Origin of the sequence: Streptomyces sp. NBC_00335 (genome assembly GCF_036127095.1) — a bacterium.
In the GTDB taxonomy this organism is placed as follows: Bacteria; Actinomycetota; Actinomycetes; order Streptomycetales; family Streptomycetaceae; genus Streptomyces.
Genome location: NZ_CP108006.1, coordinates 7510119 through 7531648, shown reverse-complemented (window position 1 = coordinate 7531648; position 21530 = coordinate 7510119). Strand labels below are relative to the sequence as shown.

General features: G+C 74.1%; 21 protein-coding genes. 12 read left to right on the top strand and 9 right to left on the bottom strand.

Features of this window, described 5'->3' with window-relative positions; genetic code table 11:
* Window positions 1-49 precede the first annotated feature (49 nt).
* Window positions 50-334 (bottom strand): hypothetical protein, encoded by a 285-nt coding sequence (locus OHA37_RS34155; protein ID WP_266911118.1) that lies wholly within the window; start codon window positions 332-334, stop codon window positions 50-52.
* 136 nt (window positions 335-470) lie between these two features.
* Here OHA37_RS34155 and OHA37_RS34150 point away from each other — a divergent pair, with 136 nt between their 5' ends.
* Window positions 471-1496: a helix-turn-helix transcriptional regulator gene (locus OHA37_RS34150; RefSeq protein ID WP_266911116.1), complete on the top strand. Its 1026-nt coding sequence runs from the start codon at window positions 471-473 to the stop codon at window positions 1494-1496.
* Here OHA37_RS34150 and OHA37_RS34145 read toward each other — a convergent pair.
* From OHA37_RS34145 to OHA37_RS34130, 4 genes are all read right to left on the bottom strand, one after another.
* Window positions 1470-2981 carry an FUSC family protein gene (locus tag OHA37_RS34145; RefSeq protein WP_266913338.1) on the bottom strand — a complete coding sequence of 504 codons (1512 nt, stop codon included), beginning with the start codon at window positions 2979-2981 and terminating at the stop codon, window positions 1470-1472. The two genes, OHA37_RS34150 and OHA37_RS34145, sit on opposite strands and share 27 nt — an antisense overlap.
* Window positions 2982-3258: 277 nt before the next feature.
* A complete protein-coding gene (locus OHA37_RS34140) occupies window positions 3259-3687 on the bottom strand; it encodes a universal stress protein (RefSeq protein WP_266911114.1) in 429 nt (142 codons plus the stop codon).
* Between the two features lie 27 nt (window positions 3688-3714).
* Entirely contained in the window at window positions 3715-5256 is a 1542-nt protein-coding gene (locus tag OHA37_RS34135; RefSeq protein WP_266911112.1) for an APC family permease, read from the bottom strand.
* Window positions 5257-5323: 67 nt separating this feature from the next.
* Window positions 5324-5917, bottom strand: coding sequence for a histidine phosphatase family protein (locus OHA37_RS34130; RefSeq protein WP_266911110.1), 594 nt, complete (start codon window positions 5915-5917; stop codon window positions 5324-5326).
* Window positions 5918-5987: 70 nt separating this feature from the next.
* On the opposite strand from OHA37_RS34130, the gene OHA37_RS34125 reads away from it, so the two are divergent.
* Together OHA37_RS34125 and OHA37_RS34120 are read left to right on the top strand one after the other, a co-directional pair.
* Complete coding sequence (locus OHA37_RS34125; protein ID WP_266911108.1) at window positions 5988-6713, top strand: YoaK family protein; 726 nt, start codon at window positions 5988-5990, stop codon at window positions 6711-6713.
* Between the two features lie 118 nt (window positions 6714-6831).
* Window positions 6832-7419 (top strand): RNA polymerase sigma factor, encoded by a 588-nt coding sequence (locus OHA37_RS34120; RefSeq protein WP_266911106.1) that lies wholly within the window; start codon window positions 6832-6834, stop codon window positions 7417-7419.
* Here OHA37_RS34120 and OHA37_RS34115 read toward each other — a convergent pair.
* The 4 genes from OHA37_RS34115 to OHA37_RS34100 form a co-directional block, all read right to left on the bottom strand.
* Window positions 7349-8350 carry a MerR family transcriptional regulator gene (locus OHA37_RS34115; protein WP_266911104.1) on the bottom strand — a complete coding sequence of 334 codons (1002 nt, stop codon included), beginning with the start codon at window positions 8348-8350 and terminating at the stop codon, window positions 7349-7351. The two genes, OHA37_RS34120 and OHA37_RS34115, sit on opposite strands and share 71 nt — an antisense overlap.
* Window positions 8351-8508: 158 nt before the next feature.
* Entirely contained in the window at window positions 8509-9900 is a 1392-nt protein-coding gene (locus OHA37_RS34110; RefSeq protein WP_266911102.1) for a cryptochrome/photolyase family protein, read from the bottom strand.
* A gap of 157 nt (window positions 9901-10057) precedes the next feature.
* Complete coding sequence (locus OHA37_RS34105; RefSeq protein WP_266911100.1) at window positions 10058-10639, bottom strand: putative immunity protein; 582 nt, start codon at window positions 10637-10639, stop codon at window positions 10058-10060.
* Between the two features lie 113 nt (window positions 10640-10752).
* Window positions 10753-12258 carry an SDR family oxidoreductase gene (locus OHA37_RS34100; RefSeq protein ID WP_266911098.1) on the bottom strand — a complete coding sequence of 502 codons (1506 nt, stop codon included), beginning with the start codon at window positions 12256-12258 and terminating at the stop codon, window positions 10753-10755.
* A 193-nt stretch (window positions 12259-12451) separates the two neighbouring features.
* On the opposite strand from OHA37_RS34100, the gene OHA37_RS34095 reads away from it, so the two are divergent.
* From OHA37_RS34095 to OHA37_RS34055, 9 genes are all read left to right on the top strand, one after another.
* Window positions 12452-13759: an NAD(P)/FAD-dependent oxidoreductase gene (locus tag OHA37_RS34095; protein ID WP_266911096.1), complete on the top strand. Its 1308-nt coding sequence runs from the start codon at window positions 12452-12454 to the stop codon at window positions 13757-13759.
* Window positions 13760-13833: 74 nt separating this feature from the next.
* A complete protein-coding gene (locus OHA37_RS34090; RefSeq protein ID WP_266913336.1) occupies window positions 13834-14592 on the top strand; it encodes a DUF1365 domain-containing protein in 759 nt (252 codons plus the stop codon).
* A complete protein-coding gene (locus OHA37_RS34085; protein ID WP_266911094.1) occupies window positions 14589-15842 on the top strand; it encodes an SAM-dependent methyltransferase in 1254 nt (417 codons plus the stop codon). Before OHA37_RS34090 ends, OHA37_RS34085 begins: the two co-directional genes overlap by 4 nt.
* A 56-nt stretch (window positions 15843-15898) precedes the next feature.
* The gene (locus OHA37_RS34080; RefSeq protein WP_266913334.1) at window positions 15899-16648 is read left to right on the top strand and encodes a DUF1295 domain-containing protein; all 750 of its coding nucleotides are present in this window, start codon (window positions 15899-15901) and stop codon (window positions 16646-16648) included.
* Window positions 16649-16692: 44 nt separating this feature from the next.
* On the top strand, window positions 16693-17172 hold the full coding sequence (locus OHA37_RS34075) for an Lrp/AsnC family transcriptional regulator (RefSeq protein ID WP_266911092.1): 480 nt from the start codon (window positions 16693-16695) through the stop codon (window positions 17170-17172).
* 52 nt (window positions 17173-17224) lie between these two features.
* Window positions 17225-17902, top strand: a complete 678-nt coding sequence (locus OHA37_RS34070) for an HAD family hydrolase (RefSeq protein ID WP_266911089.1) — start codon at window positions 17225-17227, stop codon at window positions 17900-17902.
* A gap of 94 nt (window positions 17903-17996) precedes the next feature.
* A complete protein-coding gene (locus OHA37_RS34065; RefSeq protein WP_266911087.1) occupies window positions 17997-19358 on the top strand; it encodes a cytochrome P450 in 1362 nt (453 codons plus the stop codon).
* 514 nt (window positions 19359-19872) lie between these two features.
* A complete protein-coding gene (locus OHA37_RS34060; protein WP_266911085.1) occupies window positions 19873-20748 on the top strand; it encodes an ABC transporter permease in 876 nt (291 codons plus the stop codon).
* A complete protein-coding gene (locus OHA37_RS34055; RefSeq protein ID WP_266911083.1) occupies window positions 20721-21479 on the top strand; it encodes an ABC transporter ATP-binding protein in 759 nt (252 codons plus the stop codon). The genes OHA37_RS34060 and OHA37_RS34055 overlap by 28 nt, the downstream gene beginning before the upstream one ends.
* The last annotated feature ends 51 nt before the right edge of the window (window positions 21480-21530 follow it).

The following is a 21530-nucleotide window of genomic DNA, read 5'->3' as shown; positions in this document are numbered from 1 at the left end:
CTGTCCGACCGGCCGACGGGTACCGGTCGGCCGGTGACCGGCCGACCGCTCAGACGCGCGTCTCGTCGTGGATCACGCGCACGGCGGCGGTGGCGGCCACCACCGCGGAGCGGGCGCAGCCCAGCGCCTCGCGGGCCTCGTCCAGGCCGCCTTCGCGGGAGAGCAGCGCCGAGGCGTCGGCGGCGCAGTCGATCAAGTGCAATGCCACGCGGGCGAGTTGCTCGTCGGATCCGTACGCGTCGTCCACGGCCTTGCGCGCCCGGGCCAGCATGTCCAGCGCCTCGGTCAGCCCCGCCGGCGGAATCCTGCGCTCGGAATGAATGTTTCGCTGCACCGTCGCCACTCCCGCCACCGGTCATGTGGGCCATTTCGCGATCATCAGGCAGGAAGGATCCTGCCGTTCCCCTCCCCCGCGGCCAACGGGCCGAGGCATCCTGATCTTGCATTGCCGGAACAAGAAGGGGGTCCAGATGAACACCAACTCCGCACATCCCGACATTGACGGCTGCACGTCGATCTGCGGGGACTGCACGGCCGGTTACCGAAGGGCATTGCGCGAGGGCGGTTTATCGGGGGCCGTTCCGGGATGCCTGATCACTTTCGGACTGCTACGGAAGTCGGAGGGCTCCGACGACCACCTCCCGGTACCGCCCTCGGTCGCCGCGATCACCCTCGCGCGGCCGATCAAGCAGGCCATCCTGGACCAGCGGGCCGCGCTCGACGACATGATCGCCTCCCTCTCCCCGATGGACGCCGTCTACCGGAACGAACGCCGGCGTCACCAGGACCACGTGCAGCCGCTGATCGGCCGCGAGGTCATCGACACCGCCGTCCAGGGCGCCTTGGAGGCCTGCTCGGAGGAACTGCTCAGTGCGCACCCCGAGGGCGGCCGGCCCTCCGGCGCGCTCGCCGACGCGCTGCCCCGCGATCTCTCCCCACCCGGCCGCAGAGTCCGCCAGCGCACGGTCTACGGGCACACCGTCCGCGCGCACGGCCCGACGCTCGCCCACATGGAACGGGTCACCCAGGAGGGCGCCGAGGTGCGCACGGTGGGCGAGAGGTTCGAGGGGCTGATCGTGTGCGACCGGTCGGCCGCCTTCATCGCGGTGCTCACCGAGAGCGGAAAGGAGGCGTACGCCCTGGAAATCCGCGAACCCGGCCTGATCCAATACCTCGCGAAGACCTTCGAGGCCGTGTGGGAACGGGCGGTCCCCGTCGAGTTCGACACGACGGGACAACGCCCTCCCCGGCTCACCGGCGAAATCCAGCAGGCCATTTTGGAACTCATGGTGAGGGGTCATACGGACGAGGCCATTTCCCAGCGGCTCGGCCTGAGCACCCGCACCATCGGCGCGCACATCAAACGCGCCGCGACCCGCTTCGGCAGCCGCAGCAGGGCCGAACTCGGCTTCAGGCTCGCCCGGGCCGGAGTCCTCGACGCCGGCCGGGACGCGCCCGGGCCGCCGCGCTCAGGCGCCGACCAGCGGGGGGCGTGACGCACTGCGCAGGGGTCCGTCGAGCTGGGCGAGGAGCCGCTCCAGACCGTGCAGATGCGCCAGCGCGGGCTCCGAGGCGGCCCGCCCTTGGTTCAGGGCCGCGGCCGCCGACCGGTGCTCCGCCTCAGTGGCGCGTTCCGCTTCCGGCGTCAGCAGGGCCTCTACGGCGGCCTCCACGCGCCAGCACGCCGCCGCGAGCCGGGCGTCGTGGCTCGCGTCCGGGTCCGCCGCCACGGCGACCAGCCCGCGCACTTCCACGGCGCACTCGTCGAGCAGCGCGAGCACCCGGCGGGCCCTGGCCTTGCGGCCGCGGTAGGGGCTCAGCGGGTGGACGAGCGGAGCCAGGGAGAGCCGTACCCGGCCCAGGAACAGCTCCAGCTCGGCGGCGTGCGGCGCGGGGTCGGCCACCGGAGAGCCGGCGAGCCGGGCCGCCGCCTCGGCCGTGCAGCTGCGCACGCAGCGCAGCGCGCGCTGGATCCACATGTCGTTGGTCGCGTGGGTGGTCACCGGGAGCACCAGGATCACGGCCAGCCCGGCGCACACCGCGCCGACGGCCGTCTGCTCCAGGCGCAGCACGAGCAGCCCGGGGTCGAGTACGCCCAGCAGCCCGTAGAGCAGGCCCGCCATCACCGTCACGGCCAGCATCATCCAGCTGTAGGACACGGCTGCGGTGTAGAAGATCCCGAAGACGCAGACCGCCACCAGGACGGCCGTGGGCGCCGGTGCGCCGTTCAGCGGGATGGCGACCAGCAGTCCCGCGCCGATGCCGAACACCGTGCCGAGGACCCGGCGGAAGCCGCGGACCAGGGTCTCGCCGCGCGAGGCGGTGTTGACGAAGATCCACCAGGCGGTGCCGACGGCCCAGTACCAGCGGTCCTCGGACAGGGCCTGGCCGATGCCCAGCGCGACCGCGCAGGCGGCGGTGGCCTGGAAGGCCTGGCGGGTGGTCGGCCGGGCCAGACCGGTCCCGGGCGGCGCGGGCGGTACGGCGGGGGGCGGGACCCGGCGCTCGATCGGCCACAGTACGAACCGCACGGCGCCGGCCGACAGGAGGGCCAGGCCGACGGCCGCGTAGAGCTCCGGCAGCTGCCCGGGCCGGGCGTGCAGGAACTGCGTGACGAAGAAGTTCATGAACGCGAAGATCCCGAGGGCGTGGCCGCGCACCCCCCACCGGCGGGCGTAGACGCCGGCGAACACCACGGCGACGAACACCGCGTCGCGGGCCAGAGGTACGCCGTGCAGGGTGGTGGCCAGGGCCAGTACGGGGAAGCCGGCGACGGGCAGCAGGGCGGTGGTCACCCGCTGGGCGCGCACGGTCGAGTCGGTCACGGTGAAGAGGGCGAGCAGGGCCGCCAGTCCCCCGGTGATCGATGCCACGAGCGAGAGCCCGCAGAGCTCGGCCACGGCCACCGCGAGAGCGACGCCGATGACGGCCCGCGTGGCGTTCCTGAGTCTTGCGCGCCCCGGATCCGGAGCCACGAACATCCTCTTCACGGCGGTGTGCCGCCCCCCTTGCGATGGAGCACGCCGGACCCGCATCCGCCCGGGGGTGGTGGGCGGCATACGGGCACGGCGAAGGCGCCACGGTCCGGATCGGCCTCGTTGCCGTCCGGCGCTGCGTGGCGCCGTAGATACATGGATAGGACACAGATAACCATCCGCAGGGGCAATGGCTCAACTCGGCCCGCCCTGGATGGGCCATTGGCACAGGTGTGAGCGGTGATCTTCGGCCAGGGGAAGACCAACGGACCCGGGCGGCGGGTCAGTCTCCGGAAGCGTGCTCCGTCGGGACGCACAGGACCGGGACCGGGGAGAGGTGCAGGAGCTTGTGCGGGGTGGATCCGAGCAGGGCGCCGCGGATCGGGCTGTCGCCCCAGCTCCCCACGATGATCACCCGGGCGTCGTGCCGTTCGGCGGCGTCGAGCAGGGCCTGGGCCGGTTTCGCGTCGGCCACCTCGACCGTGGACGGCACGCCCGCCTCGTCGGCGGCTTCCACCGCCCGGGCGAGCGCGCTGCGGCCGGCCTCCCGTACGGCCTCCCGGTGCGCGCGGGACTCCTCGCCGGTGGGACCCGGGGCGGCGGCCCCGTAGACGAGGACGAGCGGCTCGCCGAAGGCTGCGGCCACCTCCAGGGCCACGCGCAGGGCGCGCTCGGCTCCGGGCGACTCGTCGTACCCGAGGACCACGGACATCGGGTCTCCTCTCGGCTCGGCTTGAGTTCAGGGCTTCGGTACCTCAGGGCTTCGGGGTTTCCTGGCCGCGTGGACGAGGGCCGGGTCGGCGACGCCGCGCCGCTCCTGCCAGAAGCGGCCGTCCCTGATCCGCCAGAAGCACATGACGAGCACGCCGACGACGGCGATGCCGATCCCGATGACCAGCGGCGGGCCGAGGCCGAACCAGGAGACGCCGCTCGCCGAGTTCTCCGGGTCGGACATGTCGGCGACCGACTGCACGAGCAGCCAGGCCAGCAGCCCGGCGCCGAGCACGGGGCCGAGGCCGATCAGCAGGAAGTTGTGCACGCTCTCCAGCAGGTGGCGCCGGTAGTAGACGGCGCAGGCCAGGCCGGTGAGGGCGTAGTAGAAGGAGATCAGCAGGGAGAGGGCGGTCAGGGAGTCCAGGAGGGCGTTCTCGCTGATCTGGTTGACGGCGAGGTACCAGACGATGGCGATGCCGGCCACCCACCACGTGCTGACGTCCGGGGTCCGGAACCGGGGGTGGATGTGCGAGAGGTTCGGCGGCAGCGCGTGCCGGCGGGCCATGGACAGGGCGGTACGGGAGGCCGGGATGATCGTGGTCTGGGTGGAGGCGAGCGCGGAGGTGCAGACGGCGAGCAGCACGACCCAGTCCCAGCCGCCCATGACCTCGTGCGCGAGGACCGCGAAGACGGCCTCCTCCTCGCCCGCGTTCTCGGAGAGGAACTTCGTCCCGGCGTAGCCGACGACCGCGAAGCCGACGGACAGGTACGTGACCAGCAGGACCACGGTGGACCAGATGCCGGCCTTGCCCGGTGCGGTGGCCGAGTTCTCGACCTCCTCCGTGAGGTTGACCGCCGACTCCCAGCCCCAGTAGATGAACACGCCGAGCAGCAGCCCGCCGGTGAGGGCGGCGCCGCCCGCGCCGAAGGGGTTGAGCCACTCGATCGCGGGTCTCGTGCCGTCGAGGCTGCTGGTGCCGGCGTAGACGCGGTAGAGGGCGACGACGGCGAAGACCAGCAGGAAGAAGACCTGGGCGAGGATCAGGACGTCCTGGAGCCGGGCCGACATCTCGGTGCCGATCACGCAGACGGCCGTCATGGCCAGGATCACGACGACGGTCAGGCTCTGGCGCAGTGCCTCGTTCGCCGCCCAGCTGTCGAGTCCGGCGGCGAGCAGTCCGAAGTGGACGGCCACGTCGGCCAGCGAGCCGATGACGAGGACGCCGGTCATCGCGATGGCCCAGCCGCCGAGCCAGCCCGCCCAGGGGCCCATGGCGCGCGTCACCCACGAGAAGGTGGTCCCGCAGTCCTGGTCGACCTTGTTGAGGTAGTAGAAGGCGGCCGCGATCAGCAGCATCGGCACGAAGGAGGCCAGCATGACGCCGGGGGCGTAGATGCCGGCGAGCGCCACGATCGGCCCGATGACCGCGGCCAGGGAGTAGGCGGGCGAGGTCGAGTTCAGGCCGATGACGAGCGCGTCGAGGAAGCCGATCGCATTGGCCTTGAGCCCCGGCTGCGCGGCGCCGTCGATGTCGGCCTGAACCGGTTCCGGGGGCTCAGGGGGCATACCGTCCGAGCCAAGGTGGGCCATGTACGCATCGTCACGCAGACGGGCCCGGCGCGCGAGGCGGGAGCTAGGGGCGGGTGTTCCAGCCCGCGACGACGGGCAGGCCGTGCTCCGTGGACAGCATGCTGAAGGTGCCCGTGCGGAGCAGGAAGAGGCGTCCGGCCTCGGGCGGCAGGCCCAGGTAGCGGGCGGTCAGCACCCGCAGCAGGTGCGCGTGGGCCACCAGGACGACATTGCCCCGGTCGGCGCGCAGCACCTCGGCCGCCCGGGCGAGCACCCGGTCCGCGCGGGCGCCGACCTGGGCGGCGTTCTCGCCGGGGTGCTCCTCGTCGCCGGGCGGTACCCCGTCGGTCCACAGGGACCAGTCGGGGCGCTCGCGCAGGATCTCGGGGGTGGTGATGCCCTCGTAGCCGCCGTAGTCCCACTCGTAGAGGTCCGGGTCGGTGACCGCGCCGGTCAGGCCGGCGAGCTCGGCCGTGGCGGCGGCCCGGCGCAGCGGGCTGGTCAGGACCAGGGCGGGGCTGCGGTCGCGGAAGTACGGGAAGAGCGAGATGGCCTCCTCGACCCCGCGCGCGGTCAGCGGGATGTCGGTGCGCCCGGTGTGCCGTCCGGTCGCGCTCCAGGCGGTCTCGCCGTGCCTCACCAGCAGCAGATCACTCACTCTTCGGACCCTAGTCCCTGCGGCATGTCGGCGCCGGACGAGCGGGCCGGACCTGTCGGTGTCGGGGCTCATGAGCCCGGGTTCCCGTACGACGCGACCGCCGCTGACCCTCCTGCTGCTGGTGCTGACCGCGGTGACCGGGCTGACCGAGGCGGTCAGCCTGCTGGCGCTCGGGCCCGTCTTCACGGCCATGCAGACGGGCAACGTGCTGTTCCTGGCCTTCGGCGCGGCCCACGCGGGCCCGGTGCCCGCGCTGGCACCCGCCGTCTCGCTGACCGCGTTCGCCCTGGGGGCGGCGTGCGGGGCCCGGCTGGAGGCCTTCGTGGAGAAGCGGGGCCGGCGCTGGTTCGTGACCGGGCTGTCGGCCGAGGCGGTGCTGGTCCTGACGGCCGCGGCCGCCGGATGGGGGTTGGCGCCCCGCTTCGGAGCTCCCGGCACGCGGCAGCTGCTGGTCTCGGCGGCCCTGTCGCTGGCGATGGGGATCCGGAACGTGACGAGCCTGCGGGTGAACCCGGCCGGGGTGCCGACCACCCTGGTGACCCGCTCCCTGACCTCCTTCCTCGGCGGCTCGGTCTTCGGGCAGGACCGGGCCTTCGGGTACGGGACCGTGGCCTGGGTGCGGCGGGCCTCGTCGGTCGGCGCGATGTTCGCGGGCGGACTGGCCGGGGCGCTGCTCGTACGGACCGGCTGGTCGGTGGGGTGGCTGCTGCTGCCGGCCGCCGTACTGGTCCTGGCGGTGGCGCTGGTGTACCTGACCCAGCCGCTGATGCACCCCGGCGGGGAAGCATCGGTCTGATCGGTCCAGGGGGTGCCTTGCCGACCGGCCCGGATGGCGAGGGGTCGAGGCCCCGGCAGAAAACGATGCGGAAACGGTGCAAGTTGGCCGCGCATGCCGTTTTCGCGAGGCTCGGGGCATGGACGACCAGGACGACACCAGGCTGGCAGCGGATTTCGCGGCGGGTGACGAGGACTGCGTGGCGGCGGTCTACCGGCGCTGGCGGCCGCTGGTGCACGGACTCGCCGTGCGCTCGCTCGGCGACGAGCGGGAGGCCGAGGACGTGACCCAGCAGGTCTTCCTCGCCGCGTGGCGGGGCCGCGGCGGGTACCGGCCCGGGCCGGGCGGTCTCGGGGCCTGGCTGACCGGCATCACCCGGCACAAGGTGGCCGACGCCCTGGAGGCCCGCACCCGGCGGGCCCGGGTGGTTCGGGCCGCCGCGCGCGTCTGCGCACAGGGCCGCCCGGAGCCGGAGCCCGGTCCGGAGCGGGCCGTGGAACGGGTGCTGCTGCTCGGCGAGTTGGCCCGGCTGCCATCGGCGCAGCAGCGGGTGCTGCGGCTCGCCTTCTACGCGGACCTGACGCAGTCGCAGATCGCGGACCGCACCGGGCTCCCGCTGGGCACCGTCAAGAGCCACATGCGGCGGGCTCTGCACGTCATGCGACAGTCTCTGGAACGCTCCCCGGAGCTTTCGCCGCAGCCCCGGTTGCCACAACCGATTCGATGACGGCCAGCCCCGAGCGGAGCCCGAACAGCCGCTCGGCGCGCGCGGGTTGGGCTGCGGCCCCGGCGCCCCAGCCGGGGCCCGCGAGCAGCAGCGCCGAGTGGCCGCGGGCGCCGCGCGGGCCCCACTCGATGCCCGCCACCGACCTGGCGAGAGCCGCGTCGGCGGTCGTACGGGACTGCGCCCACAGGACCACGGCCCGCGGACCGGTCCGCCGCACGGCCTCGCACAGGGCGTCGGCGGGCAGGGCGGGTCCGAACATCCTTACGGGCAGGCCCCGTTCGCCGAGGGCTGCGGCCAGCGCCTCCATCGGGAGGCAGTGCTGCTCCCCGGGCGTGCAGGCCAGCAGTACGGGCGGGGCCCGGAGCGGCTCCGGGGCGGGCCGGATCCGGTGCAGGGCCGCGGAGACGTACCAGGACAGGAGGTGTTCGACCTCGACGTAACGCTCCCCGGCCGTGGCCCACTTGCGTCCCACCGCGTGCAGGGTCGGCGCGATGACCTCCTCCCACGCGGTGACCGGGCCCAGCTCCGCGAGCACGGCCGCCAGCAGGTCCTCCACGGCCGGCGCGTCCAGCCGTACGGCGGCCCGCGCGAGCCCCCTGCACTCCGGGCGGACGTCCCCGAGGCGCAGCGCGCGGGGCCCGCCGGGGGTCGCGGCGGCGGGAGCATCGGCGGACGGGGCGTCGCGGGCTCCCCGGGCCACCCGGGCCGCCTCGGACGGGGGCGCGCCCTGGGCGGTGAGGCGGCACATCAGCTCCAGCCGGGCGATGTCCGCAGGGGTCCACCGCCGGTGCCTGCCCTCTTCTCGGCGGTCCGGCCCGATGGCGTAGCGGCGCTCCCAGGAGCGCAGCGTCGTCGGGGACACCCCGAGGCGTCGGGCGACCGCGCCGGTGCCGAGGGCGACCGGCGTGGACTGCGGGGGTTCGGGCTCCACCTCTCCACCGTACGGCGCGGAAGGACCCCGAAGCGTCACCCGGGTCCCGGCCGGGTCTTCGGCCCCGGACGCGCCCTCGGCCCGTGGCCGCCCGCCGGTCACGGTGCGCACGTCGGGGTCATGGCCCTGGCCGCCGGGGTCACGGGCCCGGTCGCCGGTCACGGTGCGCCCGTCGGTCCGTGCCCCGTCCCGCGGCCCTCGCGGAATCGGTCGAGGCCGTCGGCGAGGCCGACCACCGGGTCGGGGTAGTCGTACTCGGCCCGTTCCAGGCCGGGGAGCCGCCAGGGCTCGTGCACGCGCGGTGCGGGGAGTCCGGCCAGTTCGGGGATCCAGTGGTGGACGTAGCCGCCGTCGGGGTCGTAACGCAGGCCCTGGCGGACGGGGTTGAGGACCCGGTTGGGGCGGGTGTCGGTGCCCGTGCCCGCGGCCCACTGCCAGTTGAGCTGGTTGTTGGCGAGGTCCCCGTCGACGAGGAGTTCCATGAAGTGGCGGGCTCCGACGCGCCAGTCGACGTACAGGGTCTTGGTGAGGAAGCTCGCGACCAGCAGCCGGCCGCGGTTGTGCATCCAGCCCTCGTGGGCCAGTTGGCGCATGGCCGCGTCGACGACCGGGTAGCCGGTGCGGCCCTCCTTCCAGGCCAGGGTCTCCTCCTCGGCGGCGGGGCCGGTGCGCCAGCGGTCGCCGCGGTCCCGGTAGTCCGCGGCGGCGGCCCCGGGCCTGGCCGCGAGCACCTGGTGGTGGAAGTCGCGCCAGCACAGCTGCCGTACGTAGGCCTCCGCGCCGGGGCCGCCGGCGGCGCGGGCCCGGTGCACGGCCTCGGTGGGCGAGAGCGTGCCGAAGTGCAGGTGCGGGGAGAGCCGGGAGGTGGCGTCGCCGGCCAGGTCGTCATGGGTGTCGCAGTAGCGGTCGATGCTGGAGCGCAGCCACCGGGCCAGCAGCCGGCGCGCCTCGGATTCCCCGCCGGGGGCGAGGCCCGGAGAGGTGCCGGTGACGGCGGCGCGCTCGGGCAGGGGTTCGGAGCGGATCGCGTCGGGCACCGGGACGGCGCGGGGCGCGGGGGCGGCGGCCCGCAGGGGGTGCTGCGACCAGTGGCGGTGGTACGGGGTGAAGACGGCGAAGTGGTCGGACCCGGTGGACCCGGTGGGGGTGACGGCGCCGGGGGCCACCGCGGTGATCACCGCGTCGTGGACGTGGAACCGCCGGCCCTCGGCTTCGAGGGCGACCCGCAGCCGCTCCTCACGGGCGTGGGCGTACGCGCTGACCCCGGCCGCCATGTGCACCTCGTCGGCGTCGGTCTCCCGTACGAGGGCCATGGTCGCGGCGACCGGGTCGCCGGACCGTACGACGAGGCGGCCGCCGCGGGCGCGCAGGCCGGCGTCGAGGTCGGCGAGGCAGTCGGCGAGGAAGGCGAGCCGGTTGGGCGGGGCGGGGACCGCCGGGTCGCGCACGAAGAGCGGTACCACCTGCTCGGAAGAGGACAGGGCTGCCCGCAGCGGCGGATGGTCGTGCAGCCGGAGGTCGGAGGTGTAGAGGACCACCGCGACGTTCATGGGGTTCGCTCCGCGTGGGGGACGTGGGGACTGGTGTCGTGAGTACTTCGCCGCCGGACCCCCTCCCGGATGCGGTGGCGCTGCCGCGCCGTGCCCGGGTGTTTCCCCGGAGCGTTTCCAGGCACGTTCCCGTCGGGCCTTCCGCCCCGCGGTCCGCCTATGGGGTCGGCTGCGGCGCGCTCGCCGCCCGGCCCTCGGTTTGGCGGGGTGTGCGCAGGGACGCGTCCAGGAGGGTCATGAGCTGTGCGGCACGGCTCTTGCCGGCCGGTGCCTCGGGGTACCTGTTCAGCACATCGATCAGTACGGGTGTGGCGCGTCGGCGAGCCTCCTCGATCAGCCGGAGCCCGACGGCGGAATCATCGCCCGCGCTCAGTTCGCCGATGCGTGCCGCGCTCGCGGCGGCGCGCAGGATGTGTCCCACCTGGGTGGCTTTCGCGATCGGATGGAGGTAGGCCGCGGAGGCGGCATCTCCGGCGGCGCGCGCAGCGAGCCGTGCGGCCTCCGTGGTCGCCTCCTTTGCCGCCCGGTGGGCGTCCATGGAGGTGATGCGCTGCAGGTTGGTCCTCTTGGCGCCGCTCACGAAGTCCCCCGCGGCGTTGATGGCCGCACGAGGCCGGGGATCGCCGGGCGTGGCTTCCTCGAACACGTGAAGGACGCCCTCGGCGCTCTCCAAGGCGTAGCGTGCGACGACGCGCAGTTCGTCCATGGTCAGTTCGAAGTCCCCGGAGACAGTCGTCACGGAACCGATTCTCCCATCGAACGGTCGCCCGTGGTCCGGGGAGGGGATGGGGAGCGATGGGGAGGCGATGAGGAGGGGGCCGGCGGGCCGCCGTCCGCGGCCCGCGCACGGGGCTACGTCGGGTCCGCGCCTTCGTCGGCCGTGCGTTCCGCCGCGCGGGCGATGTTGCGGGCCATGCCGCCGAAGACGACGGCGTGGAACGGGGAGACGCTCCACCAGTACAGGTGGCCCAGCAGGCCGTGCGGGTGGAACAGGGCCCGCTGGTGGTAGCGGGATCCGGTTTCCCCCGGGGACGGCGGGTCGGCGTGCAGTTCCAGCCAGGCCAGCCCCGGCAACCGCATTTCGGCGCGCAGCCGCAGCAGCCGGCCCGGTTCGATCTCCTCGACCCTCCAGAAGTCCAGGGAGTCCCCCACCCGCAGCCGGGCCGCGTCCCGGCGGCCTCGCCGGATGCCGACCCCGCCGACGAGCCGGTCCAGCCAGCCCCGTACGGCCCAGGCCAGCGGGAAGGAGTACCAGCCGTTCTCCCCGCCGATGCCCTCCACCACCCGCCACAGCGCCGCCGCCGGGGCCTCGACGGTCAGCTCCCGGTGGTCGGTGTAGAGGCTGCCGCCCGCCCAGTCGGGGTCGGTCGGCAGCGGGTCGCTCGGCGCTCCCGGGACGGCGGCGGAGGACCAGCGGGTGGTCACCCGGGCCTCGCGGATCCGCCGCAGGGCCAGCGCGAGGGCCTCGTCGAAGCCGATGGGCGCCCCCGGCGGGTCCGGGACGTGGTCGGCGATGTCGTGCTCCGCGCACACCACCTCGTGCCGCAGGGATTCGGCGAGCGGCCGGGCCAGCGCCCTCGGCACGGGGGTGACCAGGCCGATCCAGTGGCTGGACAGCCTCGGGGTGAGCATCGGGACCCGCAGGATGAGGCGGGCGGGCAGCCCCGCGACGGCGGCGTAGCGGCGCATCATCTCCTCGTACGTGAGCACGTCGGGCCCGCCGATGTCGAAGGACCGGTTCACCTCGGGGGGCATGCCGGCGCTGCCGACGAGGTAGCGCAGGACGTCGCGGACGGCGATGGGCTGGCAGCGGGTGCCGACCCAGCTGGGGGTGACCATGACGGGCAGCCGTTCGGTCAGGTAGCGCAGCATCTCGAAGGAGGCGGACCCGGACCCGATGACGACGGCGGCGCGCAGCACGGTCGCCGGGACGGCTCCGGCGAGGAAGATCTCCCCGACTTCGGCGCGGGAGCGCAGGTGTGGCGAGAGGGACCGGACGGGCATGTCGGCCGGGGTGAGGCCGCCGAGGTAGACGATGCGGCGGACCCCGGCGGCGCGGGCCGCGTCCGCGAAGGCCCGGGCCGCGTCCCGGTCGCGTTCCTCGAAGCCGGATCCGGTGCCGAGGGAGTGCACGAGGTAGTAGGCGACGTCGATGCCGGTCATCGCCCCGGCGAGGGACGAGGGGTCGGTGACGTCTCCCCGGACGACCTCGGCTTGCCCGGCCCAGGGGTGGTCGCGCAGTTTTTCCGGGGTGCGGGCCAGGCAGCGGACCCGGTGGCCGGCGTCCAGGAGTTCGGGTACGAGGCGTCCGCCGATGTATCCGGTGGCCCCTGTGACCAGGCAGTTCTTGCCCGTCATGGCTGTCTCCGCTCCTTGAGCCCTGTTCTTCGGTACCTCCGCCCTCTGCCTCCGATTCTCCGTCGCGCACCGGATCGGATGCGGGATTCCCCCGTACGGCACATCCAAGACCCCCCTCGGCTCCGAAGAAGGGGGTGACGGGGGTGTCCCGGGCGACGGCGTGCCCGGGTGACGGAGCGGAGAGAGGAACACGATGACCGAGCGAGGGGCGCCGCGCCCGCGGACGGCCGTGATCGGCGGGGGCGTGTCGGGGCTGACGGCGGCGTACGTCCTGGCGCGCTCGCACGAGGTGACCCTGTACGAGGCGGACGACCGGCTCGGCGGGCACGCGCACACCCACGAGCTGAAGGGGCCGGACGGGGTGGTGCGGGCGGTGGATTCGGGCTTCATCGTCCACAACGACCGCACGTACCCGCACCTGCTGCGACTCTTCGGCGAGTTGGGGGTGGCCACCCGGCCGACGACGATGAGCCTGTCGGTCCGCTGCGAGGGGTGCGGGCTGGAGTACGCGGGTGCGCGCGGGCCGCGCGGCCTCTTCGCCCGTCGCCGGTCCGCCGTGAACCCGGAGTACCTGCGGATGCTGACGCGGATCCCGGCGTTCCACCGGCGGGCCAGGCAGCTGCTGGCCGACACGGACGCCCACGCCGACACGGACGACGCCGCCGACGCCGCCGAGATCACCCTCGCCGAGTTCCTCGAACGCGGCCGCTTCGGGCCCTACTTCACCGCGCACTTCGCGATCCCGCTGGTGGCCTCGGTGTGGTCCTGCCCGCCGGACACGGCGCTCGGGTACCCGGCCCGGTACCTGTTCCGGTTCCTGGAGCACCACGGCATGCTGTCGGTGGGCGGCTCGCCGAGCTGGCGCACGGTCGAGGGCGGCTCGGCGCGCTACGTGGAGCGGGTCCGCGAACGGCTGGACGCCGTGTACCTCGCCACCGCGGTACGGTCCCTCGCGCGCACCCCGCAGGGCGTGTCGGTCACCACCGCCGGCGGGGCCACCGCGCTCTACGACTCGGTGGTCGTCGCCGTCCACGCCGATCAGGCGCTGCGCCTGCTGGCCGATCCGACGGACGCGGAACGCACCGCGCTCGGCGCCTTCCGCTATTCCCGCAACCGGACCGTGCTGCACACCGACACCTCGGTGCTGCCGCGCACGCCCGGCGCCCGGGGCTGCTGGAACTACCGGCTGTCGGGGTGCCGGCCCGCCGACGCGCACGTACGGGTCAGCTACGACATGAACCGGCTCCAGGGGCTGGACGGGCCGGAGCCGTACGTGGTCACGCTGAACGCGGGCGGGGCGGTGCGGCCGGAGCTGGTCCTGGCCGAGATGGAGTACGAACACCCCGTCTACACCACGGAGTCGGTGGCCGCCCAGCGGCTCCTGCCCGCGCTCTCGGGTCCGGTGACGGCCTTCGCGGGCGCCTATCACGGATGGGGGTTCCACGAGGACGGCTGCCGCTCGGGCGTGGAAGCCGCCGCCGCGCTGGGGGTGTCGTGGTGAGCCCCGGCCCGGCGGCGCCCCGCCCGACCGAGCAAGGCTCGGCGGCCCCTGGCCCGCCTGGGCACGGCCCGGCGCTGCCCTGTCTCTACCTGGCCGACATCCGCCACGTCCGGTCGGGCGGAAGCCACTACCGGCTGCGGCACCGCACGTACCTGTGGCTGGTGGACCTCGACCGGCTCCCGCGCCTGCCCCGGCCGTTGCGGCCGCTCGCCCGGTTCGAGGCGCGTGACCACTTCGGCGGCGGCGCCCCCTCGATCCGGGCCGGACTGGACGCGTTCCTCACGGCGCGCGGCGCCGGACTCCCGCCGGGATCGAGGGTGTCGATGCTGGCGCACGCCCGGGTGCTCGGCCACGTCTTCAACCCGCTGACCGTGTACTGGTGTCACGGCCCGGACGGCTCCCTGCGCCAAGTGGTCGCCGAGGTGCACAACACGTACGGCGAACGGCACTGCTACCTGCTCCCTCCGGAGACCGCCCGGGGCGACCGCGGGGCCCGCGGTGACCTCGACGTCGCCCCGGTCCCCAAGGAGTTCTACGTCTCCCCCTTCCTCGCGGTGGAGGGCGCCTACCGCATGCAATTGCCCGAGCCGGGCGAACACCTCTCCCTGACCGTCCGGCTGGCCGGCGGCGGGGACGGTGCCCGCCTGACCGCGACCGTCCGGGGCGAGCGCCGCCCCGCCGGCGCCCGCGGACTGCTGCGCGCCGCGGTGCGCCGCCCCTGGTCCACCGCCGCCGTCAGCGTCGGCATCCGATTCCACGGCATCCGGCTGTGGCTGCGCGGGCTGCCCGTGCGGCCGCGTCCCCGACACGTACCCCAGGAGGGTCTGAAGTGAGCACGTCGACCACCACCACCGCCACCGCCCCGGCCGTGCCGCCCTGTTCCCGGGCCCGGGCGGCCGTCGGGCGGCTGCTGATCCGCCGGGCCCTGGACCGGCTGCCGCTCCAGGTCCGGATGGGCCCCGACGGGACCTTGGGGCGGGGCGGCCCCGCGATGGCGGTGTACGACCCGGACGCCTTCGAGCGCCGGATCGCGGCCGAGGGGCTGATCGGCTTCGGCGAGTCGTACCTGGCCGGGGAGTGGGACGCGCGCGACCCGGTCGCCGTCCTGACCGTGCTGGCCGGGCACGTGACCGGGCTGGTCCCCGCTCCGCTCCAGCGGCTGCGCGGCCTGTGGGCCTCCCGGCACCCGGCCTCGGACCGCAACACCCCGGACGGTTCGCGGACGAACATCCAGCGCCACTACGACCTGTCGAACGAGCTCTTCGCCGAGTTCCTCGACCCGACGATGACCTACTCCTCAGCGGTGTTCCGCGCCCTGCCCGCCGGCCGGGAGGAGCTCGCGGACGCCCAGCACCGCAAGATCGACATGCTGCTGGACCTGGTGGAGGCCGGTCCCGGCACGCGGCTGCTGGAGATCGGCACGGGCTGGGGCGAGCTGGCCGTCCGGGCGGCCCGGCGCGGTGCCCACGTGGTCACCCTGACCCTGTCGCGGGAGCAGCGGGAGCTGGCCCTGCGCCGGATCGCGGCCGCGGGACTGTCCGACCGCGTCGAGGTGCGGCTGTGCGACTATCGGGAGGCCGAGGGGAGCTACGACGCCATCGTGAGCGTCGAGATGATCGAGGCGGTCGGAGCCGAGTACTGGCCGGTGTACTTCGCCACGCTGGACCGGCTGCTGGCGCCCGGCGGGCGGGTCGCGCTCCAGGCGATCACCATGCCGCACGAGCGGATGCTCGCCACCAGGGACACGTACACCTGGATCCACAAGTACATCTTCCCCGGCGGGATGCTGCCGTCCGTGCGGGTGGTGGAGGAGACGGCGCGCTCGCACACCGGGCTGCGCGTGACCCGCGCCGAGGCCTACGGAGCGCACTACGCGCAGACGCTGCGGCTGTGGCGGGAGCGCTTCGCCGAACGGGCCGACCGGGTGGCGGAGCTGGGCTTCGACGCGACGTTCCGGCGGATGTGGACCTTCTACCTGGCGTACTGCGAGGCCGGTTTCGCCTCGGGCTACCTGGACGTGCACCAGTTCCTGCTGACGCGCGCGGCCCCGGAGGGGCTCGCGGCGGGCGGTGGTTCCCGGTGAACTGGGGCGGCTTCGGACTCAACCTGGCGGTCTCGGCGGGGGCGGCCCTCGCCGTCATGCTGGCCGCCTTCGCCGTCGGGGTCCGGCTGCGCATGCACCGCGTGGTGGACGTGGCCTGGGGCCTGGGCTTCGTCGCCGTCGCGGTGGCCACCTGCGCGCTGTCGGGCGGCCGTCATGCGCTGCCGGCGGTCCTGGCGGTGGTGTGGGGCCTGCGGCTGGCCGGGCACATCGCGTGGCGGGGCCGGGGGCACGGCGAGGACCCGCGCTACGAGCGGATGCTCGCCAAGGCCCCGGGCAACCGGAACCTGTACGCGCTGCGCATGGTCTACCTGCTCCAGGCGTCCCTGGTCTGGCTGATCTCGCTGCCCGTGCAGGCGGCGGCGTACGCGACCGGGCGCCCCGGGGCCCTGGCGGTGGCGGGCGCCGCGCTGTGGCTGTGCGGGCTGCTCTTCGAGGCGGTCGGCGACCACCAGCTGGCCCGCTTCAAGGCCGATCCCGCGAACCGTGGGCGGATCATGGACCGGGGCCTGTGGTCCTGGACCCGGCACCCGAACTACTTCGGCGACTTCTGCGTGTGGTGGGGGCTGTCGCTGACCGCCTGGACCTCGGGCGGAGCGGTGGCGGTGTCGGTGGTCTCCCCGCTCGTGATGTCGTACCTGCTGATCGGCGGCAGCGGGAAGCGGCTGCTGGAGCGGCACATGGCGGACCGCCCGGGCTACGCCGCGTACCGGGCCCGCACCAGCGGTTTCCTGCCCCGGCCGCCCCGGCGTCCCGGCCCGAGCCGCCGCGGGTCACGGGGGGTTTGATCGGGTACGTACTGATATCGGGGACGCGTTGGTACAGTCGCGGCATGGCGGTGGACGAGCTCGACACACGGATCCTGCGCCTGCTGATCGAGCAGCCGCGCACCAGCGTCCGGGAGTACGCCCGGATCCTCGGCGTCGCGCGCGGCACCCTCCAGGCACGGCTCGACCGGCTGGAGCGCACCGGGGTGATCACCGGGACCGGGCCGGCGCTCTCCCCCGCAGCGCTCGGTCATCCCGTCCTGGCCTTCGTGCACATCGAGGTCACCCAGGGGCACCTGGACGAGGTCGGCGACGCGCTGGCCTCCGTACCGGAGATCATCGAGGCCTTCTCGATCACCGGCGGCGGGGACCTGCTGACCCGGGTGGCCGCGCGGGACAACGCACATCTGGAAGACGTCATCCAGCGGCTGATCCGGCTGCCCGGTGTGGTGCGCACCCGGACCGAGGTCGCGCTGCGCGAGCGGGTGCCGCACCGGCTCCTCCCCCTCGTCGAGTCCGTGGGACGAGCAGCGCGCAAACCCTGACAAGATGGTCGGGACAGGTACAGGACAGGCACCGGCAGGACGGGCACTACGGATGATCTCCGTCATATTCGATCTCGACGGCACCCTCGTGGACAGCGAGCCGAACTACTACGAGTCCGGGCGGCGCACGCTGGAGCGCCACGGGGTCCCCGATTTCACCTGGGAGCAGCACTCCCGGTACATCGGCATCGGCACCCTGGAAACCCTGGAGATCCTCCGGGACGAGTACGGGATCCCGGCCCCGGTGGAGCAGCTGCTCGCCGAGCAGAACGCCGCCTACCTGGAGCTCGCCCGGACCCACACCGAGGCCTATCCCGAGATGCGCGCCTTCGTGCGGCGGCTGCACTCCGAGGGCGTCCCGATGGCGGTGGCCTCCGGTTCCTCGCGCGAGGCGATCGACGCGGTCCTGGCGGGCACCGGGCTGGACACGCTGCTGAGCACGGTGGTCTCCGCCGAGGAGGTCGCGCAGGGCAAGCCCGCCCCCGACGTGTTCCTGGAGGCGGCGCGCCGGCTGGGCGCGGAGCCTGCCGACTGCGTGGTCGTCGAGGACGCGGCGCCGGGCGCCCTGGCCGCGCAGGCCGCGGGCATGCGGTGCGTGGCGGTCCCGTACGTGGCGGCCACCGCGGACGACCCGGCCTTCGCGGCGGCCGCGCTCCTCTTCCCCTCCGGGCAGACGGAGTTCAGCGCGGAGAGCGCCTACACCTGGCTCACCGCGGCGCGGGCGGCCTGAGCCGACCGGGCGCCCCGGCCCCGGCGCTTCCTCCGGCGGCCCGGGGTTCCCGGATGCTCTGGCGTCCTGGGGGCGGCGCTGTCACCATGCCGGGGTGACCGCCACCCTGCTGCCCACGGGCTCCGAGCGCGGACCGCGCCGCTGGCCCCTGCTGGGGAACCTCCCCGCCTTCGCCCGCGATCCGCTGGCCTTCTTCGAGTCGCTGCGCGACGAGTACGGGGACTGGGTGCCCTGGGCGCTCGGCCCGCAGCGCAACGTCCTGGTCTCGCGGCCGGAACACGCCGGTGAGCTGCTCGGCGCCGTGGAGTCCACCTTCAGCCCGACCGAACTGGGCTGGGCCTTCCGCCAGTTGCTCGGCAACGGGGTGGTCGTGGCCACCGGCGAGGACTGGCGGCGCAAGCGGGCGCTGGTCCAGCCCTCGGTGCGGCCGCGCCAAGTCCGCGCGTACGCCGGCACGATGGTGGAGTGCGCCGACGCACTGGTCTCCGGCTGGAGCGACGGCGCGCGGATCGACGTGCACCGGGAGATGGCCGGCCTCACCCAACGGATCGCGGTGCGCACCCTGTTCGGAAGCGACGCCGCCGGCCGGGAGGCGCCCATCAGCGCCGCCATGGCCACGGCGCAGCGCGAACTCGGCGCCGAGTTCCGGGGCGTGACCATGTTCCTGCCGCCGTGGGTGCAGACTCCGGGCCGGCGCCGGATGCGGGCGGCCGTGGACGTACTCGACCGCGAGATCGAGCACGTCATCCGGGAGCACGAGGCGGCCTCGGCGGCCGGCGAGGAGCGGGACGACCTGCTCAGCAGGCTCCTCGCGGCCCGCGACGAGGACGGCGGGCCGTTGTCGCGCACGGAGCTGCGGGACGAGTCGATCACCCTGTACATCGGCGGCCACGAGACCACGTCCACCACCCTGACCTGGGCCTGGCAGCTGCTCTCGGGGGCGCCGGAGGCCCGCGCACGACTGACGGAGGAGCTGGACCGGGTGCTCGGCGGCCGGCTGCCCGCGTACGAGGACTACGCGCGGCTGCCCTGGACCCAGCAGGTGGTCAAGGAAGCGCTGCGGATCTATCCGCCGATCTGGCTGATCTCCGCGGTGGCGCGGGAGGGCGCCACCCTCGGCGGGCGTCCGGTCCCGGCCGGCCTGTCGGTGTGGACCAGCCCGTGGTCGATGCACCGGGACGAGCGCTGGTTCCCGGAGCCGGAGGCCTTCCGCCCCGAGCGGTGGGATGCGGACGCCGCTCACCAGATCCCGGAACACGCCTGGTTCCCCTTCGGCGGCGGCCCGCGCGCCTGCCTGGGCGCCCGCTTCGCCCTGGTCGAGGCGGCCCTCGTGCTGGCCGTCGTGGCCCAGCGCTTCCACCTGGACAGCGGTCCGACCCGGGCGAGGGTCCTCCCGGGACTCACCCTCCAACCCAGGGACCCGGTCCTGGCAACGCTCCGCGCGCACCGCTCCTGACGGATCGCGTCCCGACGGGAGAGATCGACATCCCAGGGGGCGAGACGCCATTGACCCGTGGCGGGCGAATGGCTAAGTTTCGCCGCATGTTGCGTTCAGTCATGCTCACCACGCGCGGTCACATCGACCTGCTGCGGGTGGCCTCCGCCGCGTGTTGCCGCGGCTGCTGACGCCCTTTCACCTGTGGCAGGAGCGCTCCGCGCTCCCCTTTCGCGCGCCCTGAGCCCCTGGTCTGCCGAGACGCTGATCTCCTGAGCCGCCGATCCCCCTGAGCCCCGGTCCTCCGTGGTTCCGGTCCTCCGTGGTTCCGGTCCTCCGTGGTTCCGGTCCTCCGCGGCTCCGGTCCTCCGCGGCTCCGGTCCTCCGTGGTTCCGGCCTTCCGCGGCTCCGGTTATCCGAGCTCCGCGACTCCTGGACTCCGCCTCCGTACGGGCGCGGGGGTCGACGGGTGTGCGCTTCCCCCCTGCCTCGCCCTCCCCCTCCTCCCCTCCCCCTCCCCTTCCGTGGAGCACCCATGACCCTCACCAGCCATGCGCGGCCGGATATATCCCCCAAAACGCCATCCGCGCACTCGGCCGGCGTCGCCCCCGCGCTCGTACCGGTCGTACCCGCCTCGGCGAAACGACGCTCCCCGCCCCGCTGGGCGCGGCGCACCATCGGCCCGCTCCTGCTGCTCGCCGCCTGGCAACTGGCCAGCAGATTGGGCTGGTTGCCCGCCGACACGCTCGCTCCGCCCTCGACCATCGCGAGCGCCGCGGCCGGCCTGATCGGGGACGGCACCCTGCCCGCCGCGATGGGGGTGTCGCTCCAGCGCGTGGCGATCGGTCTCGTCCTGGGCGGGACGGTCGGGACGGTACTGGCGCTGCTCTCGGGGCTCTCCCGGCTGGGCGAGGACCTGATCGACGCCAGCGTGCAGATGCTGCGCACGGTGCCCTGGGTGGGTCTCATCCCGCTGTTCATCATCTGGATGGGCATCGGCGAGGCGCCGAAGGTTGCCCTCATCGCCCTCGGCACGGCCTTCCACCTGTACCTGAACGTGTACGCGGGAATCCGCGGGGTCGATGAGCAACTCATCGAAGCGGGCGGGGCCTTGGGGCTGGGCCGCTGGGGCCTGGTACGGCACGTGGTGCTGCCGGGCGCGCTGCCCGGCTTCATGACCGGGCTGCGGTACTCGCTGGCCACCGGCTGGCTGGCCCTGGTGTTCGGGGAGTCCATCAACGCCGACGCCGGTATCGGCTTCCTGATGAACCAGGCCCGCGAGTTCTTCCGCACCGACGTCATCGTCGTCTGCCTCGTGGTCTACGCCTTCCTCGGCCTCACCGCCGACCTCATCGTCCGCGCTCTCGAAAGGCTGCTGCTGCAATGGCGACCGACCTTCACCGGCCAGTGACCGCCACCGCCACCGCCACCACCGTCGCGGCGGATCCGGCCGATACCGCCGTACGGGTCCGGGGGCTGACCCGGGCCTTCGACGGCCGGCCCGTCATCGACGGACTCGATCTGACCTTGCGCGCAGGTCAGTTCACGGTGCTCCTCGGCCGCAGCGGCTGCGGGAAGTCCACCCTGCTGCGGGTGCTCGCCGGTCTGGACCGGGAGATCGAGGGCGAGGTCCTGGTGCCCGAGCGCCGGGCGGTGGCCTTCCAGGCGCCCCGGCTGATGCCCTGGAAGCGGGTCTGGCGCAATGTGCTGCTCGGCCTGCCCGGGCGCCCCGAACGCGACCGCGCGGAGCGGGCGCTGGCCGAGGTCGGGCTGGAACACCGCACCGACGCCTGGCCGAAGACCCTGTCCGGCGGCGAGGCGCAGCGGGCTTCCCTGGCCCGCGCCCTGGTCCGCGAGCCCGATCTGCTGCTGCTGGACGAGCCGTTCGGCGCGCTCGACGCGCTGACCCGGATCAACGCCCAGCGGCTGGTGGCCGAGTTGTGGCAGCGGCGCGGCTGCGCGGTGCTGCTGGTCACGCACGACGTCGACGAGGCGGTGCTGCTGGCCGACCGCGTGCTCGTGATGGACGAGGGCCGCATCGCCCACGACACCGAGGTGGCGCTGGAGCGGCCGCGCTCGGTCGGCGACCCCGGTTTCGCCGCGTTGCGCGCCCGGCTGCTGGCCGAGCTCGGCGTCGGCTGAGCTCCGACCGGCCCCTCCACGTCCCCTGCCCTGGTTCCCGTACGAGAGAGC

Coding starts and splice junctions, on each gene's coding strand:
- OHA37_RS34150 (WP_266911116.1), top strand. CDS start 471: ATGAACACCAACTCCGCACATCCCGACATTGACGGCTGCACGTCGATC.
- OHA37_RS34145 (WP_266913338.1), bottom strand. CDS start 2,981: ATGTTCGTGGCTCCGGATCCGGGGCGCGCAAGACTCAGGAACGCCACG.
- OHA37_RS34140 (WP_266911114.1), bottom strand. CDS start 3,687: ATGTCCGTGGTCCTCGGGTACGACGAGTCGCCCGGAGCCGAGCGCGCC.
- OHA37_RS34135 (WP_266911112.1), bottom strand. CDS start 5,256: ATGCCCCCTGAGCCCCCGGAACCGGTTCAGGCCGACATCGACGGCGCC.
- OHA37_RS34125 (WP_266911108.1), top strand. CDS start 5,988: ATGAGCCCGGGTTCCCGTACGACGCGACCGCCGCTGACCCTCCTGCTG.
- OHA37_RS34120 (WP_266911106.1), top strand. CDS start 6,832: ATGGACGACCAGGACGACACCAGGCTGGCAGCGGATTTCGCGGCGGGT.
- OHA37_RS34110 (WP_266911102.1), bottom strand. CDS start 9,900: ATGAACGTCGCGGTGGTCCTCTACACCTCCGACCTCCGGCTGCACGAC.
- OHA37_RS34100 (WP_266911098.1), bottom strand. CDS start 12,258: ATGACGGGCAAGAACTGCCTGGTCACAGGGGCCACCGGATACATCGGC.
- OHA37_RS34095 (WP_266911096.1), top strand. CDS start 12,452: ATGACCGAGCGAGGGGCGCCGCGCCCGCGGACGGCCGTGATCGGCGGG.
- OHA37_RS34080 (WP_266913334.1), top strand. CDS start 15,899: ATGCTGGCCGCCTTCGCCGTCGGGGTCCGGCTGCGCATGCACCGCGTG.
- OHA37_RS34075 (WP_266911092.1), top strand. CDS start 16,693: ATGGCGGTGGACGAGCTCGACACACGGATCCTGCGCCTGCTGATCGAG.
- OHA37_RS34070 (WP_266911089.1), top strand. CDS start 17,225: ATGATCTCCGTCATATTCGATCTCGACGGCACCCTCGTGGACAGCGAG.
- OHA37_RS34060 (WP_266911085.1), top strand. CDS start 19,873: ATGACCCTCACCAGCCATGCGCGGCCGGATATATCCCCCAAAACGCCA.
- OHA37_RS34055 (WP_266911083.1), top strand. CDS start 20,721: ATGGCGACCGACCTTCACCGGCCAGTGACCGCCACCGCCACCGCCACC.